The sequence below is a fragment of the Telluria beijingensis genome, assembly GCF_030770395.1.
GTDB classification, from domain to species: domain Bacteria; phylum Pseudomonadota; class Gammaproteobacteria; order Burkholderiales; family Burkholderiaceae_D; genus Telluria; species Telluria beijingensis.
This window is the reverse complement of sequence record NZ_CP132480.1, coordinates 4,864,575-4,886,649: the sequence shown is the minus strand read 5'-3', so window position 1 is coordinate 4,886,649 and position 22,075 is coordinate 4,864,575. Positions and strand designations below refer to the sequence as shown.

Annotated in this window: 8 protein-coding genes; 1 reads left to right on the top strand and 7 read right to left on the bottom strand. The window is 62.8% G+C overall.

Annotated elements, in window-relative coordinates; translation table 11 throughout:
- Positions 1 to 119 precede the first annotated feature (119 nt).
- The 5 genes from Q9246_RS21405 to Q9246_RS21385 form a co-directional block, all read right to left on the bottom strand.
- On the bottom strand, positions 120 to 5,033 hold the full coding sequence (locus Q9246_RS21405; protein WP_306392884.1) for an Ig-like domain-containing protein: 4,914 nt from the start codon (positions 5,031 to 5,033) through the stop codon (positions 120 to 122).
- Between the two features lie 265 nt (positions 5,034 to 5,298).
- Positions 5,299 to 8,430, bottom strand: a complete 3,132-nt coding sequence (locus Q9246_RS21400; protein WP_306392882.1) for an Ig-like domain-containing protein — start codon at positions 8,428 to 8,430, stop codon at positions 5,299 to 5,301.
- Between the two features lie 207 nt (positions 8,431 to 8,637).
- On the bottom strand, positions 8,638 to 10,173 hold the full coding sequence (locus tag Q9246_RS21395) for a class I SAM-dependent methyltransferase (RefSeq protein WP_306392880.1): 1,536 nt from the start codon (positions 10,171 to 10,173) through the stop codon (positions 8,638 to 8,640).
- A 148-nt stretch (positions 10,174 to 10,321) separates the two neighbouring features.
- Positions 10,322 to 13,603 (bottom strand): DUF4214 domain-containing protein, encoded by a 3,282-nt coding sequence (locus Q9246_RS21390; RefSeq protein WP_306392879.1) that lies wholly within the window; start codon positions 13,601 to 13,603, stop codon positions 10,322 to 10,324.
- A gap of 245 nt (positions 13,604 to 13,848) precedes the next feature.
- Complete coding sequence (locus Q9246_RS21385) at positions 13,849 to 18,744, bottom strand: DUF4214 domain-containing protein (RefSeq protein WP_306392877.1); 4,896 nt, start codon at positions 18,742 to 18,744, stop codon at positions 13,849 to 13,851.
- Positions 18,745 to 19,111: 367 nt separating this feature from the next.
- Here Q9246_RS21385 and Q9246_RS21380 point away from each other — a divergent pair, with 367 nt between their 5' ends.
- Positions 19,112 to 19,990, top strand: coding sequence for a sulfurtransferase (locus tag Q9246_RS21380; protein WP_306392876.1), 879 nt, complete (start codon positions 19,112 to 19,114; stop codon positions 19,988 to 19,990).
- Between the two features lie 17 nt (positions 19,991 to 20,007).
- Here Q9246_RS21380 and Q9246_RS21375 read toward each other — a convergent pair whose 3' ends face one another.
- Together Q9246_RS21375 and Q9246_RS21370 are read right to left on the bottom strand one after the other, a co-directional pair.
- Positions 20,008 to 20,607, bottom strand: coding sequence for a DUF4214 domain-containing protein (locus Q9246_RS21375; RefSeq protein WP_306392875.1), 600 nt, complete (start codon positions 20,605 to 20,607; stop codon positions 20,008 to 20,010).
- A 101-nt stretch (positions 20,608 to 20,708) separates the two neighbouring features.
- A complete protein-coding gene (locus Q9246_RS21370) occupies positions 20,709 to 22,070 on the bottom strand; it encodes a TolC family outer membrane protein (protein ID WP_306392873.1) in 1,362 nt (453 codons plus the stop codon).
- Positions 22,071 to 22,075 lie beyond the last annotated feature (5 nt).

The following is a 22,075-nucleotide window of genomic DNA, read 5'->3' as shown; positions in this document are numbered from 1 at the left end:
GATGAAGCCGGACCGGAAGCGTGATGTTGCCACAAAGCATCGATAGCGATGCCGCTCCAGTCCACGCATGATGCGACGGCGGGAAGAAGTCGCCTTCCTCCCGCCGTGGGTCGCTGCGCTTACGGAATGCCGACCGGAAGCGCGGTGCCGACCAGTTCGATGTCGGCCATGTCAGGCACGCCATCGCTGAACACCGCGAACACGTACAGCTCGGTCGACCATCCCGCGGGTCGGTCGATGATGCCGTTGTTGTTCATGTCGACCAGGCCGAACAGGGCGCCCGCGCTGTTATCCGCGTTCGTGGCCAGGATGAGCGTCTTGCCGCCCAACTGTTTAAGATCGAGCGCTGCGTTCAGCGTGTCGAAGGTCGCATCGCCGACGACGTTCATCGACTGGCTGATCAGCGGTCCGTCCACGACCACATGGACCGCTTCGGTGTCCTTCGCCACGACGACCTTGCCGCCCTCGTCGTTCCATGCCCACTTGAATTCGCCGTCACGGTTGCGGTCGAGCTGCTCTCCCACGCTTCCGGTGAAGAAGTAGACATCGTCCTTGGCATCGAAACCGATGATCAGGTCATCCGCACCGCTGCTGAACGACGACTGCCCGATGCGCAGCGTGGTGCCGGCATCGACGATGACGTCGATACGGCTGCTGGTATTGATGGTGGCATCGGTCTTGCCGTCGGAGACATAGGCGCGGCTGTAAGTGACGTTCCAGTCGATGGCGATATCGCCATCGACGGTCACGACTTCCTTGACCTGGAAGTGATGCTTGTACACCTGTCCATCGCGTCCGCCTGCGATCAGCACATCGCCTGCGCCCATGTAGCCGGTGTTGGTCGCGATGACGCTGTCTTCCCAGCTCATCTTGTACAGCCCGGCGGTCAGGACATCGTCGAACTGCAGCTTGCCCGCGCTCGTGACGCCGAAGCTGGCGCCATCGGTGTAGTCGCGGTCGGTCGCGACTTCGGCGAGGGTGCGGTAATCGACCAGGCTGAGCCCGCTCTTGTCCATCAGGCCGGATTCACTGCCCTGCCCCTTGGCCTGCGACATGTACGAAGGCGAGCCTTCCATGGCAAAGATCGTGGCCGCCGGGTTGTACTCGAACTTCAGGTCGGTCACGGTCGACACCATCGGCGGTGGCGGCGCTTCGACCAGCGTCATGCGGCCGGTCAGTGGATCGATCTCCAGCCCCAGGCGCTGGCCGGAATAGCCCGACAACAGGATGCTGTTGACGTGCATGCCATCCGACCACTGCACCAGATGGAGCGGTCCGTAGGGGTCCTTGAGGAAGGAGCCGCCCGACGACGTGCCGCGGACGATCGCGACCTGGTTCTCACCCGGGTTGCCCAGATAAGTGTCACTCACGGTGGGGGCCGCAGTGAATACCGGGCCGACTTGCAGCACGTCGCCCTTCTTGGGCTGCAGCACCATGTCCAGGACTGCCGTGGATTGACCATTGGCGATCACGTGGGTAGCGGTATCGCCACCTTCGAAGATCATCGTCTTGACGGCGCCATCGTAGCCCAGGTGGATGCGGTCGGCGCCAGTTCCGCCGACCAGCGTGTCTGCGCCGTAGTTGGAGTAGATCGTGTCGTTGCCGTCCCCGCCGTTCAGGTAATCGTCCATATTGGTGCCAGTCAGGGTATCGGCGCCGCCGAAGCCCCATACCTGGCGGCCGGTGACCGTATCGACCCCGCCTCCGCCGAGCGTATACGAGACGTCGGTTTCGTCGGTGGCGACGCTGCCATCCTCGCCCACCACGGAAATCGTGCCCACCAGCCTGTTCGGCTGCTCCATCACCATGACCGAACCGGCGATGGCGCCCTTGCTGGCATCCGTCGAGAAGGCTTCGACGCCGCCGATCAGGATCTTGCCCGCGATCGGGCTCGTCACGATGATGCCGGTCGCATGCTTCGCGATCTGCAGCGACGGGAGCTTGAACGGGCCATCGATCAGGTGGCTCACGACATCGCCTTCGTTGCCGGCGCGATCAGTCACGCGCAGTTCGACCGTCTGGTCGGCGCTGGCCAGCTGGATGTCCTCGATGGCGAACCGACCGTCGACGATGTCCTGCGCCTGCACCGTGGTCCAGCCGCCGTCGCCGCTCTTCAGGCGCCACTGGACGGTGCCATCCGCCTCGGCATCGACCGCGAAAGTGATGTCGACGGCATTCTGCTGCGTGACGAGCACGCCCGGCAGTTCGTTGCTCAGGCCAACAAGGCCCGGGGTCCAGGTGGGCTTCCCGGTAAGAAGCGTGAAATCCAGGCTGGCGGCTTTGCCGGCATTGCCGGCGGCATCGACCTGGCGCACCTGGAAGGTGCCGCTCTTCGCATGCAGGTTGGCCAGCTCGAATTCGGCCGTGCCGGTGAGCGTGTTGACTTCGCTGAACGTCCACGTTTCGCCACCGTTGGTGGAGTACTGCCAGCCGGTGCCGGCCGCCGTGTCCAGATTCTCGATGACGACAGTGCCGTCGCTGGTGACGCCGTCCTTTGCATCGCTGCCGGTGTCCTCGGCCAGGCGCAGGGTCGGCGTGCCCGGCTCGGAGCGGTCCAGCGTGAAGGTGATCTGGTCCGACATGCCTTCATTGCCGGCGGCGTCGCGCTGGCGCACGGCAAAGGTGTACGTCCCATCGTCGAGCTCGGGAAGTTCGTCGAGCCAGTTCAGGGCCTTCCCATCCACTTTGGCATACTGGACGGTTGCGTCTTTTTCGAGACCCTTGGCCAGGATCGCAGCGACATTCGTATTGTTGACGCCGTTCTGGCCGAAGTAGTGCGCGGTCTGGCTCTTGGTCACGCCGACTTCCAGCATGTCCGCAAAACGGTCGAGCTCGACCGTCTCGCTGGCGGAGGCGTAGACGAATTCGTTCGCATCGACCAGGCGCAGCTGCACGGTGGTGAACAGGTTCGGCAGCGGGCCGGCGTCCATGGTCGTGAAGCTTGCCTGGCGATTGCCGGCCGCGATGCCAGCGGTCAGGTCGACATCGCTGATGGTGACGACGCCATCGGCGTGCTCGAGGCCCGTAGTCAGCCAGTTCTTGCCGTTGTCGATCGAATACTCGAAATGCAGGCCCTGGGCCACGGCGCCGGTGTAGCCGAACTTGACGTCGGCCGCCTCGACATTGGTCACCTTGTCTTCGGGCGCACGGTCATTCTTTCCCTGCTCCACGCCGGCGAAGCTGATCGTGTAGGCCGGCGGGGTAGCATTAAAGGTGAACGACAGCGTGCCAGAGGCATCGCCGACATTGCCGGCAGCATCGAACTGGCGCACCTGCACATCGACCTTGCCCGCTTCCAGCTTGCCCAGGTCGAGCACGGCGCTGCCGCTGCCGTCGTTACGGTCGCCAAATTGCCACTCGCCGCCATCGACACGGTATTCCCAGGCGCTGTCCGCAGACAGTTCGAGCTGGGTGATCTGGACCTTGGCGTTGTTGGTCACGCCATCGCCAGGGATCCCGGTATCGGCCTGCAAGGCGATGGTGGGCGCCAGCGGCTTTTCGCGGTCGAGCGTGAACGTGAACTGGCGCTCGTCACTGATATTGCCGGCGACATCGATCTGGCGCACCAGGATCGTGTATTCGCCATCCTCGCTCAGGTCGGGCAGCTTGCTCGACCATTCGGTCTGGTGCGGCACCGGAGTGCGATTGTGCTGGTTCGTCACCAGGCTGTACTCGACCGTTGCGCCCTGTTCGATCTCTTCCACGATCAATTGCGGGATGCGAGTGAACCACCTGCCGTCGAAGTGCAGGTCAGCCTTGTCATCGACCGTCACTGCGACCCACGGCTGCGCCGCGTAATGGTCGTACACGATCTGCTGCGTGACCGCATCGATCACCGACTTGTCGCTGCGCACGGCGCGCAGCTCGATGTTCGACAGCAGGTCCTCGACCGGCCCGGCGCCCATGATGCCGATCGACTTGGGACCGATGGGCGCGATGCCCTGGCTCAGGTCGATATGCTTGAGAACCACGGTATTGGCGTTCGTGTCGACCTGGATATGCTGCTCGCCACCGGTCCATTCGCCGCCATTGATGCGGTATTCGTACTTCTGGCCGCTGGCCAGGTCATTGCCGCGGTAGCCGAAAGTGACGTCCACGTATTTTTCGCGGGTCACGTTGTCGGCCTTGGCATCGGCCTTGCCATGGTCATCATCCTTGCCTTCAGTTACGCTCACGAAGCTCAGCTTGTAGCTCGGGGCAGGCGGCAAGCTCGGCGTGCTCGGATAGACGACTTCGACCGCGGCCGGCAGGCCGCCGGTGCCCAGCGCATCGACCACGTCCTGCAGGGTCGCCTTGGCCGGCATCACCTTCAGCACCTTGTCCATGCCGCCGCCACGCAGCAACGATTCCAGCGTGACCGGGTCGCCGGCCGCCGCCATGGCGGTATCGGCCAGCGCCTTGGCCAGCGCCACGGGTTCCTTCACGCCGCGCGCGGTGTCGAACAGCGCCAGCAGGGTCGTGTTGACGGCGATCGCCTCGACCACTTCCGGGGTCTTGGTGGCAGTGTCGGCGAACGAGACGGCGGCATCGACCAGGGTGTCCAGGTCTTCCCGGGTCGCGTCCGGGGTCACGGCGCGCACCAGGATGCGGGCCGCTTCGATCGATGCGTAGCCGCTGTACTCCGTGCCGTCGGCTTCGACCTTGGCGGTGAAAGCGTCGGCTGCCTGCTTGCGCAGCTGCGACAGCGTGGCGTCGCTGCCCTGGGCGCCGCCCAGGATCGACATGGCGATGTCGGCCAGGCTGGCGTGGCCCTGCTCGATCGCATTGGTCCAGAAAGCCATGCCTTCGGCGTCCGGCGCACGGTTGAACAGCTGGGAGTAGATTTCGGTGATGCGGTCGGCAACGGAGTCAGTGCCGAAGCGCACCCGCGCTTCTTCGGAAGCGGCAAAGAAATCGACGATTGCGCCCATGTCGCCATTGTTGGCGGCCAGCTGCGTGGACCAGAATTTCAGGCCGGCCGGGTCGGCTGGGCGGCCATAGAAGGCCAGATAGAAGGAATTAATCGTGGAATCGTGGGTGCTGAAAGTGCTCATGTTCGCTCGATGGGAAAGCATGGGCCAGTCGCCATGCACCCGCAGTATGGGTGGCGACTAAAATTGTGAACAGGAAATTGTTTAGTTTTTTCCGTTTATGTAGGTTTTGCGCGACAAAAGCTAATTTCAAAACAATATTTCAACGAAATTCTTCCAAAAATCAGCAATTATCGCAATAACAAGCATTGATTCAAGGCTGATAGGAGGGGCTGTCAACTACCAGCCCCTCCTGCCGCATGCGCAGCGTCAGACCGATTGATGGATATCAGCCCGGCGGTGCAATCAAGCTACCGACCAGTTCAATATCCCCCGCATCGACGGTACCCTGGTCGAACAGGGCGATGAAGGCCAAGTCGCCCTGGTCGATCCTGTCGTTGTCTTCTTTCTCGACATACGACAGCAGAATGCTTTGGTCTTCATACGTAGCGAGGATCAACAACCCGGTATTCTGCGTGAAATTGCTGACATTGAGTGCAGCGTTCAGCGCCTTCAACGTGTCGCCAGCCATCAATGCGGCGAACGACTGGCTGTTCAGTCCCGTCAGTTCCACTGCCTCGATACCCGGCGCAGGCGTGTATTTGCCGGTGTTGCTGGCAGCAAATCCCCACTTCAGCTCACCGTCGTGATTGAGGTCATAACGGTTCGAGATTGGGCTACCGAGCTCGATCTTGTCGATATCGGTGGCGGTGCCGACGGCGCTATCGAAACCGAGGACAACGTCGTACGCGGTCATCGAGAGCTTGTCATAGGCCAGGGTCAGCTTGCTGCCGTTATCGGCGATCAGGTCGTGGCCATCGCCGCTATGGATGCGCGCATCCACGCCTTCCTGGCCGATGAAGGCGGTATTGTCCCGCTTCTCGTTCGAATGCTCGATCCCCGATGCGGTCACCAATACCTTCGATTCGATCTCGAAACCAGGCAAGGCCACCGTAGCGACGGAGCCGCCCACGAACAGTCCGCTGCCGGCGATGACGTCTTCACCCTTGCTGGTGGTAAAGGCGCCTTTTTCCCATGACAGCTCATACAGGTTAAGTGCTGGCATCGAGTCGAGCGTCAACGTATTGCCGACCATCTTGACAGTGCCGTCGAAGTAGTCTGGCGTATTGCCTGCCGAACCGGTGTTCATGATATCCAGGCTGAGCTTGGTCACGTCGGCCAGTTTCAGCGAATCGGTGCTCGGCGTCAGCGCCAGTTTGGCGCCGCTCAGGCCGAACGTCGGCGCCACGCTGGTGATCGTCACCGGCGGGATGTCGTTGAAGGTGCTGTCGATCAACATCGTCTTGGAGGTCGTGGCGTTGCCGGCAGCATCGACCACGCGCACGGAGATATTGCGGTCCTTGGTGGTGAAGTCGACGTCGGCCAGCGTCAGGATGCCGCTGTTGCTGTCGAACGCCGCGCCGTCGAGCGCCGTCCAGGTTCCGTCGTCCAGGCGGTATTCGAAGGTATCACCCTCTTCCACGCTGCCGGTGAACATGAAGTAGACGTCGGCTTTCGCCAGGGTCGTCACGTTTGAATCGTTGCTGCTTGGACCTTCGATCCCATCGAGGCTGAACTTGCCTGCCGGCGCGGTCGTGTCGAGCACGAACGACAGCACGTCCGACGCGGTGCCGATATTGCCGGCCGCATCGAATTGACGCACCTCGACCGAGACCGGGCCATCGAGCACGTCATCGAGCGTGAGCGTGGCCTTGCCGCTGCCGTCGTTGCGCTTGCCAAATATCCATTCGCCCTCGCCGATGCGGTATTCCCAAGCGCTGGTGGTGGATTCTTCCAGGTGGTCGATGACGATCTGGTTGACGTTGGTGATGTCGTCGCCAGCCGTTCCGCTGTCGGTCTTCAGGGCGATGGTCGGCGCCAGCGGCTTCTCGCGATCGAGCGTGAAAGTGAAGTGACGTGCGTCGCTAATATTGCCCGAGACATCGATCTGGCGTACCGCGACGGTGTATTCGCCGTCCTCGCTCAGGTAGGGCTGCTTGCCGGACCACTCGGTCTGGTGTGGCACAGGTACAAGATTAGGCTGATTCGTGACCAGGCTGTACTCGACCTGCGCGCCGGGCTCGAGGTCTTCGACGATCAGTTTCGGATTGCTGGTGAAGTAGCCTTCATCGAAATGATGCTCGACCTTGCCGGATTCGACCATCACCCAAGGCATCGCCGCGTAGTGGTCGTACACGATCTGCTGCTGCACCGAATCGATGACCGTTTTATCGGCGCGCACGGCGCGCAGCTCGATGTTCGACAACAGGTCTCCGATCGGCCCCACGCCCATGATGCCGAAGGACTTGGGTCCCAAGGCTTCCTGGCCGAGGCTCAGGTCGATGTGCGAGAGCACCACGGTGTTGGTGCCGGTATTGACCTTGATATGCTGGTCGCCGTCGATCCAGTCGCCACCGTTGACCCGGTATTCGTACTTCTGATTGCTGTTCAGGTCGGCGCCGCGGTAGCTGAAGGTGACATCGACAACCTTTTCACGCGTCACGTTGTCGGGCTTGGTGTCGGTCATGCCATGCGCATCTTCCTTGCCCTCGGTCACGCTCACGAAGCTCAGCTTGTAGCTTGGCGCCGGTGGCGTACTCGGCGTGCTCGGATAGACGACCTCGACTGCGGCTGGCAGGCCGCCTTCGGCCAGCGCCTTCACCACGTCCTGTAGCGTCGCCTTGGCCGGCATCACTTTGAGGACCTTGTCCATGCCGCCGCCGCGCAGCAGCGACTCGAGGGTGACCGGGTCGCCAGCCGCGGCCTTGGCGGTGTCGGCCAGGGCCTGGGCCAGCTGCACCGGTTCCTTCACGCCGCGCGTGGTGTCGAACAGCGCCAGCAAGGTGGTGTTGACGGCAATCGCTTCGACCACTTTCGGGTTCTTGGTCGCCGTGTCGGCGAACGAGACGGCGGCTTTGACCAGCGCATCCATGTCATCCGCGGTCGCGTTCGGGGTCACGGCGCGCACCAGAATGCGCGCCGCTTCGATCGACGCGTAGCCGGTGTACTCGCTGCCCGATTCCTCGACCTGGGCGGTGAAGGCGTCGACCGCCTTCTGGCGCAGCTGCGACAGGGTGGCATCGCTTCCCTGCGCGCCGTTGAGGATCGAAATGGCGACGTCGGCCAGACTGGCATGGCCCTGCTCGATCGCACCGGTCCAAAAGGCCAGTCCATCGGCGTCCGGCGCGCGGTTGAACAGCTGCTGGTAGATTTCGGCAATGCGGTCGATGACGCTGTCGGAGCCGAAGCGCACTTGCGCTTCTTCCGATGCTGCGAAGAACTGCACGATCGCGGTGAAGTCGCCGTTATTGTTGGCGAGCTGCTGGGACCAGAACTTGAGGCCGTCGGGATCGGCCGGACGGCCATAGAAGGCCAGGTAGAAGGAGTTAACCTTGGAATCGTACGCGCTGAAAGTGGTCATGGTCGTCAAGTTGATTTCGAATCGGAATGATTGCCCTGCGGTATCAGTATCCAATACGAAATAGCTTGCGAACAGGAAATACTCACAAAAATCAGTAGCTCTGTCGTCTAATTCCTACAAAAATAATAATTTTAATAATTTTCTGATGGAAAATTGTTGATTTAAAGAAATTGAAACAGCTGAGGTCTACGCTGTTTTTAACAATTTTTAACTACTTATGCCGAATGCGCGTAGGACTGGCAGACGATCGGTTTCGAAATTTCCGGCCTGCACACGCAAAGCCTGCATCTGTTCGGCATCTCCCAAAGGTTTCCCATCGCGCAGAATGCGATGGCCTTGGGCCGCGAGTACTGCACCAGTAAAGTCTGCCAGCTCATCGCGCCCCCTTTTACCCTGCCCCAGCGCCAGCAGGAACAGCTGCTCGATGCGTCCGACCTGAATCGCACCGCCGCTGACCGGCGAAGCCAGGCTGTTGACGTCCTCGGAATAACGCGCAATGGCGCACAGCCGCGCATTCAGGCGCGCCGTATGCGGCGCGGCGGCGGCGATTGCCTGTTCCGGCTGGGCCGGATGCACGGCGCCGGTGCCGGCCAGGATCATGACCGCTTCGACGATGCGCGCCAGGTGGATCCCGCGCGCGGCGACAAGCTGCTCGATCTCGCCGAGCGAACGCGGCCGGTGGTCGGCCAGCGCGTCGAGGATCGGACGATAGACGTCTTCGTGCAGGGTGGCCTCGCCCTGGATCCCGGACACCTTGAGCTTCACCTTGGCCGCGCCCTGGGCCAGGATCACGCGCTGCGCGCGCAGGCGCTCGGCGCGCTCGGCCGGCGCCAGGCGGCGCGCGCCGCGCACCCAGTAGTCGCGCCGGAACAGCCGGTTGACGATGAAGTCCCGGGCCGTTTCGCGCAGGCCCGCATCGGGAATGCCGGCCAGCAGCTCCTGCTGGGCCGCGCTCAGGTTCAGCATTGGCACGTGGTCGAGATAGTGGGCCGAGGTGGCGTATTGCAGCCGCGCGCCTTCCATCCAGCCGCGCATGCGCGCGAACGACATCGGCAGCCAGTCGCGGTTGAAGTATTCGTGGGCCAGGTAGCGCCGGTCGTGGCCGCGCAGGCGTTTCAGGTGTTCGAGCGCCTGCGGATTGGCCTTGCCGTAGACGGCGCCGGTGGCCATGAGCTTGTCGGCGAAGTCGAGCGCGGCGTCGATGCGCGCGGCCGGACCGATGCCGGGCGGATTCGAGGCGGCGTCGAAACCGGCCATCAGCTCGGTGAGCGGGCTTACCGCGGCCCAGCCCGGCTGGGTGTTGTAACTGACGTAGACCACGCCGCCGGCCTTCAGCTTGCGCTCGATGAAGTTGGCGATCACGGCGCGGTTGGCGTCCGAGATCCAGCTCCAGATGCCGTGCAGGGCGATGAGATCGAACTGCGGCAGGTCGTCGCGGCGGCAGAAGTCCTCGAAGGCTTCGTCGGACAGGTTGGCCGCCAGCGGCGTGTCTTGCGCCAGCTCGCGCGCGAAGCCGACCTGGGATGGATTGAAATCTGTGCCGTGCCACTGGGTACTGGAAGCGGCGCCGTGGATGTTGACGCTCATGCCCTGGCCGAAGCCGAGCTCGCAGGCGGTGTGGAACTCGGGCGGGACGATGCCGGCTTCGAGCAGGGCCAGGCGAGCGCGCAGCGGGTTGAGTTCGGGGTAGTAGCCGAAGGTGTATGCCACCTCGGTCATGTAGCCATCGGACCAGTCTTGCATGGGTTTCCTGTAATGAAGGACATGGCGTATCGCGTGCACGCCGCTCCGGGGGGACTTTAGCACGAGCGGCCGGGTAGGCAAATGGCTTGCCGGCCCGACCGCTCGAGGTCCGGCCACGCGAGGCGGCCGGAATGGACTACCGTCCGGTTCAGCCGAAGCCGACCAGGATGACTTGCTCCATGTTCGGAACGCCTTCCGCGAACATGGCAACCAGCTCCACTTCGCCGGCATCGATGGCGCCGTTGTCGTCGAGGTCCAGGAAGTACATCAACGCGCCGCCACTGCCGTCCTTGTCATGCGCCAGGATCAGCAATCCTTCATCGTCGGCCAGCGCCGAGATGTTCAGATGCGCGTTCAGGGTCGCCAGGGTATCCGATCCAGCAACGTCCAACTCGTCGCTCGCGATCAGGCCTTCGGTCTCGATGAACGCTCCTTCATGCGCCTGGGTCGCCACGACGCGTCCGGTGTTGTCGGCGCCTTGTGCCCACTCGATCGTCATGCCGGCGTTTCTGTTGATGGTCACCATGGCCGTCGTGGCGAACTGGACCTGGTCGTCCTCGCCAAAGCCGATGACCAGGTCCTGCGCCGCGCCATCCAGTGTCCGGTACTGGAGACTGACCGTGCCGCTCTCGGCCAGTACGATGTCCTTGTTGTTACCGGTGATGAGCGTGGTGCTGGCGAGGTCGGTGCGGTACACCCTGCCGGAAGTGTCAGTGCCGTAATTAGACTGGGGATTGGTGAGAACGATCTCGGATTTGTACTCGAAGCCCTGCTGGACGATCAGGCCATCGGCGCCGCCGGCGAATTGCACCTTGCCGGCGGAGAAACCGCCAGTGTCGGTGGCAAAGGTCTTGGCATCCCAGCTCATCTCGTAAACGCCAGCCTGGAGCGTACTGCCCAAGCGAAGGCTGCCATCCTGCTGCACGCCGAAGTCCACGCCCGAGGCATAGAGGGGAGTGATCGAATCGCCGGTGACGACGTCTTTCAGCGCGAACCCGGACATATCCAGCAAGCCACCTGGTTCGTCCACCTGCGCGACATCGCTCGGATTGCCCTTCAGGACCAGGCGGCTCGTTTCGGCGCCGAACAGGAATTCGGTGCCGACATAGCTCGACGACACCGGCTTGTTGACCAGGGTGACGAAACCGTTCTGGTTGCTGAACTCCAGGTCGATGCCGGAAGCACCGCCAAAGTCCGTTACAACGAAGCTGTTGATGTTCTTCCCGTCGGTCCACTGCATGATATGAGCCGATCCTTGCGCATCGACAAAGAAACTGCCTCCGCTCATCGTGCCGCGCACGATCGACATCTGGCCACTGGTAGTGGTGGTGAGATATTGATCACTTACGGTCGGGGTCGTGAAATTAAAGGTGCTGCTGAAGAACAGCTGGTCGCCAGCCTTGGCGCCGCTGATCCGGTCCAGATTGGCGACCGTCACCCCATCCTTGACTTCCCCGGTATAGGCATCGCCTTGTTCAAACCCGATGCGGGTAACGCCGTCATTCTTGGCATCCAGGATGATCCAGTCGGCGCCGGCGCCGCCGATGATCGAATCTTCTCCGCCGTTCGAATGGATGGTGTCGTTCCCATCGCCGCCAACCAGCAGATCGTCGCCGTCCGTGCCGAAGAGCGTGTCGTCGCCGCCGAAGCCCCACAGATTTTCGCCCTTGAGCGTCTCGCCGGCGGCAGTGCCCAGCGCATAGACGGTATTGGTCTTATCGCTCAGGTCCAGGCCTGCTGTCGGCACGATCGTAAAGGTCCCTTGGGTCTTGACAAGCTGTTCGCCGACCATGGTCGGGATACCGGCGAGAATACCGCCACCCTGGGCGCTCGATACGACCACCGAGCCGCCAAGTTCGATCGTGCCGGTAATGGAGCTCGCGATTTGAAGCCCTTTGGCCATTGGCGTGATCTTGAGCACGTTGCCAGCCGGGCCATCGATCTTCCATTCGTTCTCATGCCCCACATTGCCCGCGGCATCGATCACGCGTACCTCGATGGTCGGGTCGTCTTCGGACAGGTCGATGTCGCGCAGGGTGAAGTTGCCGCTATTGTCGACCTTGCCGACGTCGATCCATTTGTCGTCGCCCTTGATGCGCCACTGCACAAAACCATCGTCCAGGTAGTCGACGCTGAAGGTGACGTCGGCCTCGTTCCGGTTAGTCGCCTGGTCGCCATCCTGGCCGCCATCGATGCGCACGAACTCCACGTAGCCATCCGGAGGCGTCTGGTCCCAGGTGATCTTTTCCTGCTTACTGGTGACGGTGCCGTTATTGGCATTGGCCACCCGCACCTGCACGGTAGTGACATAGTCGCCATCGATGCTCTTGAGCGCCATGCGCTTGTCGCCGCCGCCATCGACCAGCTCGCCATCGGCCAGGTTGATTTCGGGGATGATGAGCCGGTTGCCGGACGGCGTGATGTCATGCCAGTGTTCGCCGCCGTCGACGGTGTACTGGAATTTTTCGCCGGACTTGAGCGCGCCGGTAAAGCTGAATTCGACGTCGACGACGCGTTCGCTGGTGACGTTGTCGTCCGGTGCCCGGTCGTCGTCACCGTGGGTCACGCCTTCGAACGTGAACTTCACGCCAGCTGCCGGCGGCGTGGTCGGACGCGGCGGATACACCACGTCGATCGCGGCCGGCAAGCCGCCTTCGGCCAGCGCATCGACCACGTCCTGCAGGCTGGCGCGGGAAGGCATCACCTCGAGCACCTTGGCCATGCCGCCGCCGCGCAGCAGCGACTCGAGCGTGGCAGGGTTGCCGGCGGCCGCCTCGGCCACGTCGGCCAGGGCTTGCACCAGGGTGACCGGATCCTTCAGGCCGCGCGCAGTGTCGAACAGCGCCTGCAGGGTGCTGCCGGTGGCGATGGCATCGATCACGCTTGGGTTGGTCGAGGCGGTGTCGGTGAAGGCCACGGCGGCCTTGACCGCCCTGGCGATATCGTCCTGCGATGCTCCCGGGGTCACGGCGCGCACCAGCACGCGCGCGGCCTCGATCGCGGCGTAGCCGTCATAGTCGGTGCCGGACGCTTCCACCTGGGCGGTGAAATCGGCGACGGCCTGCTCGCGCAGCAGCGCCAGGCTGGCATCCGTACCCTGGGCGCCTTCCAGGATGGAGATGGCGACGTCGGCCAGAGTCACATGGCCTTGTTCGATCGCGTTGGTCCAGAACACCAGGCCGGCGGGTTCGGGGCCGCGGTTGAACAGTTGCTGGTAGATCTGCACGATGCGCTCGGCCGGCGTGTCGTCGCCGAAGCGCGTCTGCGCTTCTTCGGAATTCGCGAACGACTCGGCGATGATGCCGAGGTCGCCATTGACGCTGGTGAGATGCTCGGACCAGAACTTCAGGCCAGCCGCGTCGGCGGGACGGCCAAGGAAGGCGAGGTAGAAGGAATGAACCGTGGAGTTGTAATTGGTGGATTCGTTCATAGTCGGTATCGGGAGGTCAGCATGGTCGAATTGCCATGTGGAATTAGTATGACCCGAAAACCAACTGTAGTGAGAAACTGGCGAACTATTTTTATGATTTCTGTAGGATTATTCGCACAAAGAATGCTGCAACATTAGGTATTTACAGCGAAAATGTGGTGATTTTTGAAATAACCAATGCATGGATACCCGGCAGGCAGTCAGCCCTGCGCCAGTGAGGCGCAGGGCTTGTCGATCCGCCGTTATTACGGAGGTGGATTACCGATCAGGACGATCTGGTCCAAGTCGGGTAGGCCGCCGGTGAAGGTCGCGAGCAGGGTGATCTCGCCAGCCTCGGCTATTTCATCGCCATCGCTGTTCACGTAATGGATCAGCATGCCGGCATCGAGGCCGTCGCGCACCAGGAACACCGTGCCGGCATCGGCCGAGATGGCGCGACCATCGAGATAGGGCTTCAGCGTTGCCAGCGTGGCCGATCCGGCAACTCCGAAACCATCGCTTGCCAATACGCTATTGGAATTGATAGTCCCCTTGCCCGGCAGCTTGGGCAGGTGGATTTCGATCTTGTCGTCCGCACCGAAGCCGATGATCATGTCTTGCGAGGCATTGTTGAGCTGGTTATAGACGATGGTCACAGTGCCGGCCGTGGCGTCGACCACGTCCTGGTGCACCCCGGTGGTGACCGTGGTCGTCGTGTTCGCCTCGCTGAGGTACAGCAGACTATTGGTTTCCGCGCTGCGGTCACGGGTGCCCCCATCGAGCTTGACCCAGGCCTGCAGGCCGTCGGAATCCAGCATGAAGCCCTGTTGGACCACGTTGCCGTCGACGCCGCCCGCGAACATGATGCCACCCGAATCGAAGGAGCCGCTCGCGGTCGCAAAGGTGTCGGTTCCCCAGGACATCATGTACACGTCCGCCGCCAGTTCGCCGGCGAAATTCATGCGGCCATTGCTGTCCACGCCGTACGCCGGGCCATCGTCGTAGCCCGTGGCTGGCATGAAGAGGCCAGATTCGAGCTTGTACAGCGAGAAATCCTCGTGCGGCAGCATGCCGTTGGTTTCCTCGCTCGGCACGACGTTGTCTGGCGTGCCTGTGAGCTGGAACGAGGCGGAGTTCATCGACAGGTTGAAGCTGATGCCCACGAACGTCGAGATCACCGGCGGCACCTCGACCAGCGTCATGATGCCGCGCTCGTTATCGATTTCCAGGCTGAAGCCGGCGGCGCCGAAGTCATTCACGACGATGCTGTTGATGTTGGTGCCGTCAGTCCACTGCACCATGTATGAGGTGCCATTCGGGTTGCTGGTGAAGCGGCTGTCGGCATTGCCGCGCACGACGGCCACCTGGTCGGCATCGGTGGTGGTCAGGAAGGTGCTCTTGATCTCGTCCACGTAGCCGAAGATGGAACCCACCCGGATCATGTCGCCCAGTTCGGCGCCCCGGATCTGGTCCATGCCGTTCATGTAGTCGCTGTTCGGGAAGACGCCGGTCGCGGTGTCGCCGGCCTGGTAGAGCAAGGTGCTGCCGACGCCGTCCTTCTCGAGCCAGATGGTATCGGCCTCTTTGCCGCCGGAGATGGTGTCGGCGCCGCCATTCGAGTAAATCTCGTCGTTGTCGTCGCCGCCGCTCAGGTAGTCATCGCCCGCAGTGCCGGTCAGCGTGTCGTTGCCTTTGAACCCCCACAGGTTGGCGCCTTCGAGCGGGTCATTGGCGCTATCGCCGAACTGGTAGATGGTTCCGCTCTCGTCCACGAGCGCCGTTCCGCCAGCCGGCGTGATCGATACCTTGCCGGATACCGGGCCGATCTGTTCGCCGACGATGACCCGGCCATCGATCGCGCCGCCATGATTGGACGTCACCACCGTATCGCCGATCCGGATGACACCCTCCACCGTGCTGTCGATCCGCAGTCCTTCCGGCGTGGCCCTGACCTTGAATGGCGTCACCGGTCCGTCGATCAGGACCTCGAGCGTGTCGCCGACGTTGCCGGCGTTGTCGACCACCTGCAGCTCGATGGTCTGGTCGGCTTCCGACAGGTCGATGCCGGCGATGGTGAAGGTGGCGCCGTTATAATCGGTCACGTCCAGCCAGTCCTGCTCGCCCTTGATGCGCCACTGGACGATGCCGTCATTCTTGCCGTCCACGCTGAACACCACGTCGACGCTGGTCTCGTCGGTCTTCTTGACGCCCTCGAGGCCACCCTCGATGCGCTCGAACGCGAGCGTCTCGGTCGGGGGGACGTCGTCGTGGGGCGCATCGACCAGGGTCAGCGTGCCTTTCACGTGATCGACCTCGACGCCCAGCGCGGCGCCGAGGTAGCTGTTCAGGACGATGCTGTTGATGCCCACCGCGTCGGTCCACTGCACGATGTATGAGCTGCCGCCGGCCTTGGCTTCGAAGGTGTCGCCGGACGGGCCCGACAGCGTGCCGCGGATGACGGCGACCTGGCCCGCATCGTCGCTGTTCAGGTAACCGCTGCCGACCGTGACCGAAGCCGCCCCGAAGATGGCGCCGAGCTGGATCACGTCGCCCGCCTCGGAGCCCAGGATGCGATCCTGCCCCGCGATGCTGCCGCCGGTGAACATGCCGAACGCGGTTTCCTTCTCGCCATAATGCAGCGTGCTGCCCTTGTCATCCTGGGCCAGCACGATCATGTCGGCGCCGGCGCCGCCCGAGATAATGTCGTTGCCGCCAAGCGACACTATCGTGTCGTTGCCGTCGCCACCGCTGATGAAGTCGTTGCCGGCGGTGCCGGTGAGCTTGTCGTCGCCGCCGAAGCCCCACAGGTTGCTGCCCTTGAAATCGTCATTGCCGGCATGGCCGAGATAGACGAAGGTGGTATCGCTCAGCGCCGGGCCGCTCGCCCGCTCGAGCGTCAGGGTGCCGGAGCGCCCCGGGCTCTGCTGGCCCACGAGCGCGCTGCCGCCGTCCTTGAGGATCGAACCGATGAAGACATTGTTCAGCTGGACCCCACCCGCCGCCGAGCTGGTGACGCGCACGCCGTCGAAGGTCTTTTCCACGCGCAGCCCGAATGGGCCGTCGATATTCCATTCGTCGTGGAAACCGAGGTTGCCGGCCGCGTCGATCACCTGCAGTTGGACGGTGCGGTCGCTGCCCGACAGGTCGATGTTCTCCAGGGTGAAGGTGCCGTCACTGTTGTAGGCATTCACCGTGTTCCAGTCCTTGGCGCCGTCGAGACGCCACTGGACGATGCCATCGTCCTTGCCGGCGACGCTGAACGTGAGGTCGGCCTTGTCCTGGCCGGTCGTGAGCACGCCGTCGTCTTCACCTTCGATGCGGACCAGGCTCACGGTCTCGGTCGGATCGGTATCGTCGAACGTGAACCCGAGCCCGGTCGATGCTTCGCTGACGTTGCCTGCGTAATCGATCTGGCGTACCAGGAGGGTACCCGAGGCGATGTCCAGCGTGCTCAGTTCGAGCTCGGCCGTTCCACCGTCCGTCATGGTCACGCCGCCGAACTTCCAGTCCTTGCCGTCGTCGACAGAATACTGCCAGCCGGTCACCCACCGGGTGCCCAGGCCTTCGATGAGCACGGTAGCATCATTGGTCACGCCGTCTTCGCTGTCGATCCCGGTATCGTTGGCCAGGCGGATGGTCGGCGAGGCCGGCGCTTCGCGGTTGAGATTGAACTTCATTTCCCTGGCTTCGCTCGCATTGCCGGCGGCATCGAGCTGGCGCACGTGGATCGTGTGCATGCCATCCTGCAGGACCGGCAGGGACTCCTGCCAGGTCGCCGAGTTCGCGCCTGGCGACTGGTACTGGTACTGGATGATGGCCCCTTGTTCCAGTCCATCTATCTCGAAACCGAGCGTGTTGGTGTTGCCTTGGCTAAATCCACCGAAATAAGCGGCGGCCTGGTTGACCAGCGAGACCTCCAGCATGTCGGCGTTGCGGTCGAGCACCAGCGTCTCGGTGGCCGACACGATTTCCCGGTCATTGCCATCGACCAGGCGCAGCTGCACCGTGGTCAGCACGTCCTCGACGGGCTCGACCTCGAAGATGCCCATGCGCGGTGGCGGCGGTGGCGGCAGGTCGTGCGCGCCGATGGTCAGGTCGACGTCCTTGAGCACGACGACGCCGCGCGTGGAGGTATCGATGCCCGTGGCGATCCAGTGCTTGCCGCCGTCGATGGTGTATTCGAAGCTCTGGCCGGCCTTGACGTTGCCCTTGTAGGTGAAGGTGACGTCGGCGTTCTCGAGCTTGGTGATGTGATCCTTGGTGTCGCGGTCACCCTTGCCCGACTCCACGCTGTCGAACCTGAGCATGGAGACCGGCGCCGAAGGCGTTGGCGGCGTGACCGGCGTGGGCGGGTACACGACGTCGATCGCGGCCGGCAGGCCGCCGTCGGCCAGCGCATCGACCACGTCCTGCAAGGTGGCCTTGGCTGGCATGACGTCCAGCACCTTGGCCATGCCGCCGCCGCGCAGCAGCGATTCCAGCGTGGCAGGGTTGCCGGCGGCTGCCTTGGCGACGTCGGCCAGCGCCTGGGCCAGGACGACCGGGTCGAGCAGGCCGCGCGGGGTATCGAACAGCGCCAGCAGGGTGCTGCCGGTGGCGATGGCGTCGACCACGGCCGGGTTGTTCGAGGCGATGTCGGCGAACTCGGCGACCGCCTGCACCAGCTTGGCGATGTCTTCCTGCGTAGCGTCCGGGGTCACGGCGCGCACCAGCACGCGGGCGGCTTCCACCGCGGCATAGCCGGTGTAGTCGCTGCCCTCCGCATCGACGCGGGCGGTGAAGTCGGCGCTGGCCTGCTTGCGCAGCGTCGCCAGGTCGGCGTCAGTACCTTGTGCACCGTTCAGGATGGATATGGCGACATCGGCCAGCGAAGCATGGCCCTGCTCGACCGCATTGGTCCAGAATGCCAGTCCGTCAGCTTCGGGGGCGCGGTTGAACAGTTGCTGGTAGATCTCGGCGATGCGCTCGTTGGCGGTATCGTCGCCGAAACGGACCTTCGCTTCTTCGGAACTGGCAAAGGCTTCGGTGATGAAACGGTAGTCGCCGCCATTGTTCTCGAGGTGGCCGGACCAGAATGCCAGGCCCTCAGGATCGGCGGGGCGGCCGAAGAAAGCGAGATAGAAGGAATTTACCGTGGATTCGTAGGAAGAGAGTTCGCTCATTGTCGATATCAGTTGGTCGTGGATGGCCGAGTTGCCATACATGAACAGTATGTACTCGAATGCAATTGCGAACGGGAAATATTTTATGCTTCTAAGGTTTCTGTAGGGAATTCCCTACATAAAAATAATAAAATTTTATGTATTTACCCGACTGTGACTTACCCTAATGACAATTAAGTATTAGTTTTTAATAATACTAATCACTGGAAGATAATAACCATAAGTATTAAAACCCGCTCAGAGCCGGCCCACACCGACCTGATAGCGGCAGGACACGTCAGGTTGAGGTGGCCGCTGGTCAGGTCCTTCAGGTCCTGCCTTATAATGTCGGCCTGTCTTTTCTCCAGCCTTTGCAAGGCCCACGACCATGTCTTCCCAACACCAGTACGTCAATATCGCCGCCTATAAATTCATCACGCTCGACAACCTGGAGGAATTGCGCCCGCAATATCAGGACCTGTGCAACGCGCTTGGATTGAAAGGGACCGTACTGCTGACGCCGGAAGGCATCAATATGTTCTTGTCGGGTACGCGCGAGCACATCGACCAGTACCTGGCCTGGGTGCGCAGCGACGCGCGCCTGGCCGACCTGGCGTGGAAGGAAAGCCTGTCGAACGAACAGTCGCACAAGCGCATGCTGGTCAAGATCAAGAAAGAGATCATTACCATGCGCATGCCGCTGATCAAGCCCGAACTTGGCCGCGCGCCGGCGGTCGATGCGAAGACGCTCAAGCGCTGGCTCGACCAGGGCCACGACGACGACGGCGTCGAGGTCGTGATGATGGAAACCCGCAATGCCTTCGAGGTCGATGTCGGCACCTTCGACAACACGCTCGATTACCGCATCGAGAAGTTCACCGAGTTTCCCGCAGTCGCGGCCCAGCACAAGGATGAGCTGAACGGCAAGACCGTGGTCACCTTCTGCACCGGCGGCATCCGCTGCGAAAAAGCGGCGATCCACATGAAAGAGATCGGCTACGAGCGCGTGTTCCAGCTCGAAGGCGGCATCCTGAAGTATTTCGAGGAAGTCGGCGGCGACCATTACAGCGGCGACTGCTTCGTGTTCGACTACCGCACCGCGCTCAATCCAAAGCTGGAGCCGACCGAGACCGCGCAATGCTTCGCCTGCCGCGCGGTGGTCACGCCGCGCCAGCAACTGGCGCCGGAATACGTGGTCGGAGTTTCCTGCCCGCATTGCGCCGGCAAGGTGCAGGCCGGCGGCGCAGCGGACAAGGCAGCGGCCTGAGCGGCCACCCTCTTCTTTCAGCCCACCGGCACCGCAGGTTCGGCGACACCGACCAGTTCGATAGGCTCATGCGCGAATGGTGAGCCGTTCATGCGGGCGATCGCCAGGTCGATACTACCTGGATCGCGCGCCAGGTCGCCGGTGATCATATTCGTCACGCCAGCCAGGTAGTTAATCGCGATCATGTTCGCCGCGGCGCCGTCATAGGCCGCGATTTCTTGCGGCGTATCGACGCGCGCGGTGAAAGCCACCGCCACACCGACCTTGGCATTGAACGCGAACTGGTCGGCTCCCTGGGCGCCTTTCGCGACCGTTGTGACCATATTGTCGACCGTCATCGCGCCAGTCTCGAGCGCCTTGACCCAGAAATCCAGCCCGCGCTGTTCTGCCGGGCGGCCGAACAGGTTGTCGTAGATTTCATTCACCAGCACTGTCTTGTCGACCTCGAAGTAGGCCGCCTTGTACTCCGCCGTTTGCGCGAAGCTGGCGGCGATCTCGTCATGGGTCACAATCTGGTTTTCGAGATTGTGGACCCAGAACGCCAGCCCCTTGGGATCGGCCGGACGGCTGAAATACGCGACGTACAGTTCCTGCACCATGCTGACATAGTTCGCCATCTCCCCCTCCCTGTGAATTAGAGAGAAAAATATAACGTAATAAAAATAACAACGGCGCAGCGTACAGCTGGGTTGGGCCGGCGAGCGCCGGCCCGGGAGGATTATGTGCGGAAGTAGGCGGCGATCTCGCGGATGACCTGCGAATCCAGGTTGCCGGCCGCGGCGCGCAGGCGGATCACGCCGAGCAGGTAGCCGTAGCGGGCCTGGGCCAGGTCGCGCTGGCTGGTGTACAGCTGTTGCTGGGCGTTGAGCAGGTCGAGGTTGATGCGTACCCCGCCCTTGATGCTCTGCTCGGTCGCGGTCATCAAGACCTTGGCCGAATCGACGGCTTTCACCAGCGCCTCGACCTTGCGGCCGCTGCTCTCGACGATGCTGTGCGCGCGGCGCAGCTCGACCAGGATCTCGTTGGTGCGCGCATCCAGCTCGGCTTGCGCGCGGCCGTAATTGGCGGCCGCCTGGCGCGTGGCCGAACTGATGCCGCCGCCGTTATAGATCGGGATGTTGACCTGGATGCCGAGCTGGCGGTTGGTCGACTCGATGCCAAGCTGGTTCAGCGATTCGCTGTCGGCCTTGTTGTAGGTGGCAAGAAAATCGACCCGCGGCGCATGGCCGGCGCGCTGGCGCTGGATCTCGAGCCGCTGGTTCTCGACCGCCAGGCGCGTGGTCGCCAGCGTGTTGTTGTTGGCGAGCGCCAGCTTTTCCCATTCCTCGTAGGTCGCGATATCCTGCGGCAGCGGACGGAAATTGTCGCCCAGCTGGTTCAGCGTGCCGGGTTCCATGCCGATCACGCCCTGCAGCGTCTCGCGCGCAGCCTTGAGGTTGTCCTCGGCCTCGATCAGTTGTGCCTCGGCCAGGTCGTAGCGCGCCTGGGTCTCGAGCATGTCGGTGCGCGTGCCTTCGCCGCGGTCGAACAGGCGCGCATTGACCTTCTGCTGTTCCTGGTACATATCGCGCTGCACCTTGGAGAGCGCCACCTGGTCTTCGGCGAACAGCGCATCCATATAGGCCTGCGCCACGCGCACCCCGACCTCGTCGGTGCCGGCCTCGAGCGCCTGCGCGCTCTGGGCGTCCTGCACCTTGCCCTGGCGGTAGCGCACGAAGGCGTCCAGGTTCAGGATCGGCTGGCGCAGCTGCACGGTCGACGAGCGGCTGATGTAGCGCGGGTGGTCGGTGGAGAGCGTCGTGACGTTGGTCAGCGGATTCCGGCTCGGCTGGGTGCGGTCCGAGATATTGCGGTTCGCAGTATAGCTGGCCGACACGCTCGGCAACAGGCCGGCGCGGCCCTGGATGCGGTACTCCCTGCCGGCTTCGCGTTCCTGGATGCGCATCCGGTACACCGGGTCGTTGCGCAGCGCGGCCTCGTAGGCTTCCTGCAGCGACAGCGCATGCGCCGGCACGGCGAAGGCGAGGCCGATGGCGGCGCCCAGCGTGGTGCGCGCAACGATGGCGCGCAGGCGGGTCATCGAAG

Coding starts and splice junctions, on each gene's coding strand:
- Q9246_RS21380 (WP_306392876.1), top strand. CDS start 19,112: ATGTCTTCCCAACACCAGTACGTCAATATCGCCGCCTATAAATTCATC.
- Q9246_RS21370 (WP_306392873.1), bottom strand. CDS start 22,070: ATGACCCGCCTGCGCGCCATCGTTGCGCGCACCACGCTGGGCGCCGCC.
- Q9246_RS21375 (WP_306392875.1), bottom strand. CDS start 20,607: ATGGCGAACTATGTCAGCATGGTGCAGGAACTGTACGTCGCGTATTTC.
- Q9246_RS21400 (WP_306392882.1), bottom strand. CDS start 8,430: ATGACCACTTTCAGCGCGTACGATTCCAAGGTTAACTCCTTCTACCTG.
- Q9246_RS21390 (WP_306392879.1), bottom strand. CDS start 13,603: ATGAACGAATCCACCAATTACAACTCCACGGTTCATTCCTTCTACCTC.
- Q9246_RS21385 (WP_306392877.1), bottom strand. CDS start 18,744: ATGAGCGAACTCTCTTCCTACGAATCCACGGTAAATTCCTTCTATCTC.
- Q9246_RS21405 (WP_306392884.1), bottom strand. CDS start 5,033: ATGAGCACTTTCAGCACCCACGATTCCACGATTAATTCCTTCTATCTG.
- Q9246_RS21395 (WP_306392880.1), bottom strand. CDS start 10,173: ATGCAAGACTGGTCCGATGGCTACATGACCGAGGTGGCATACACCTTC.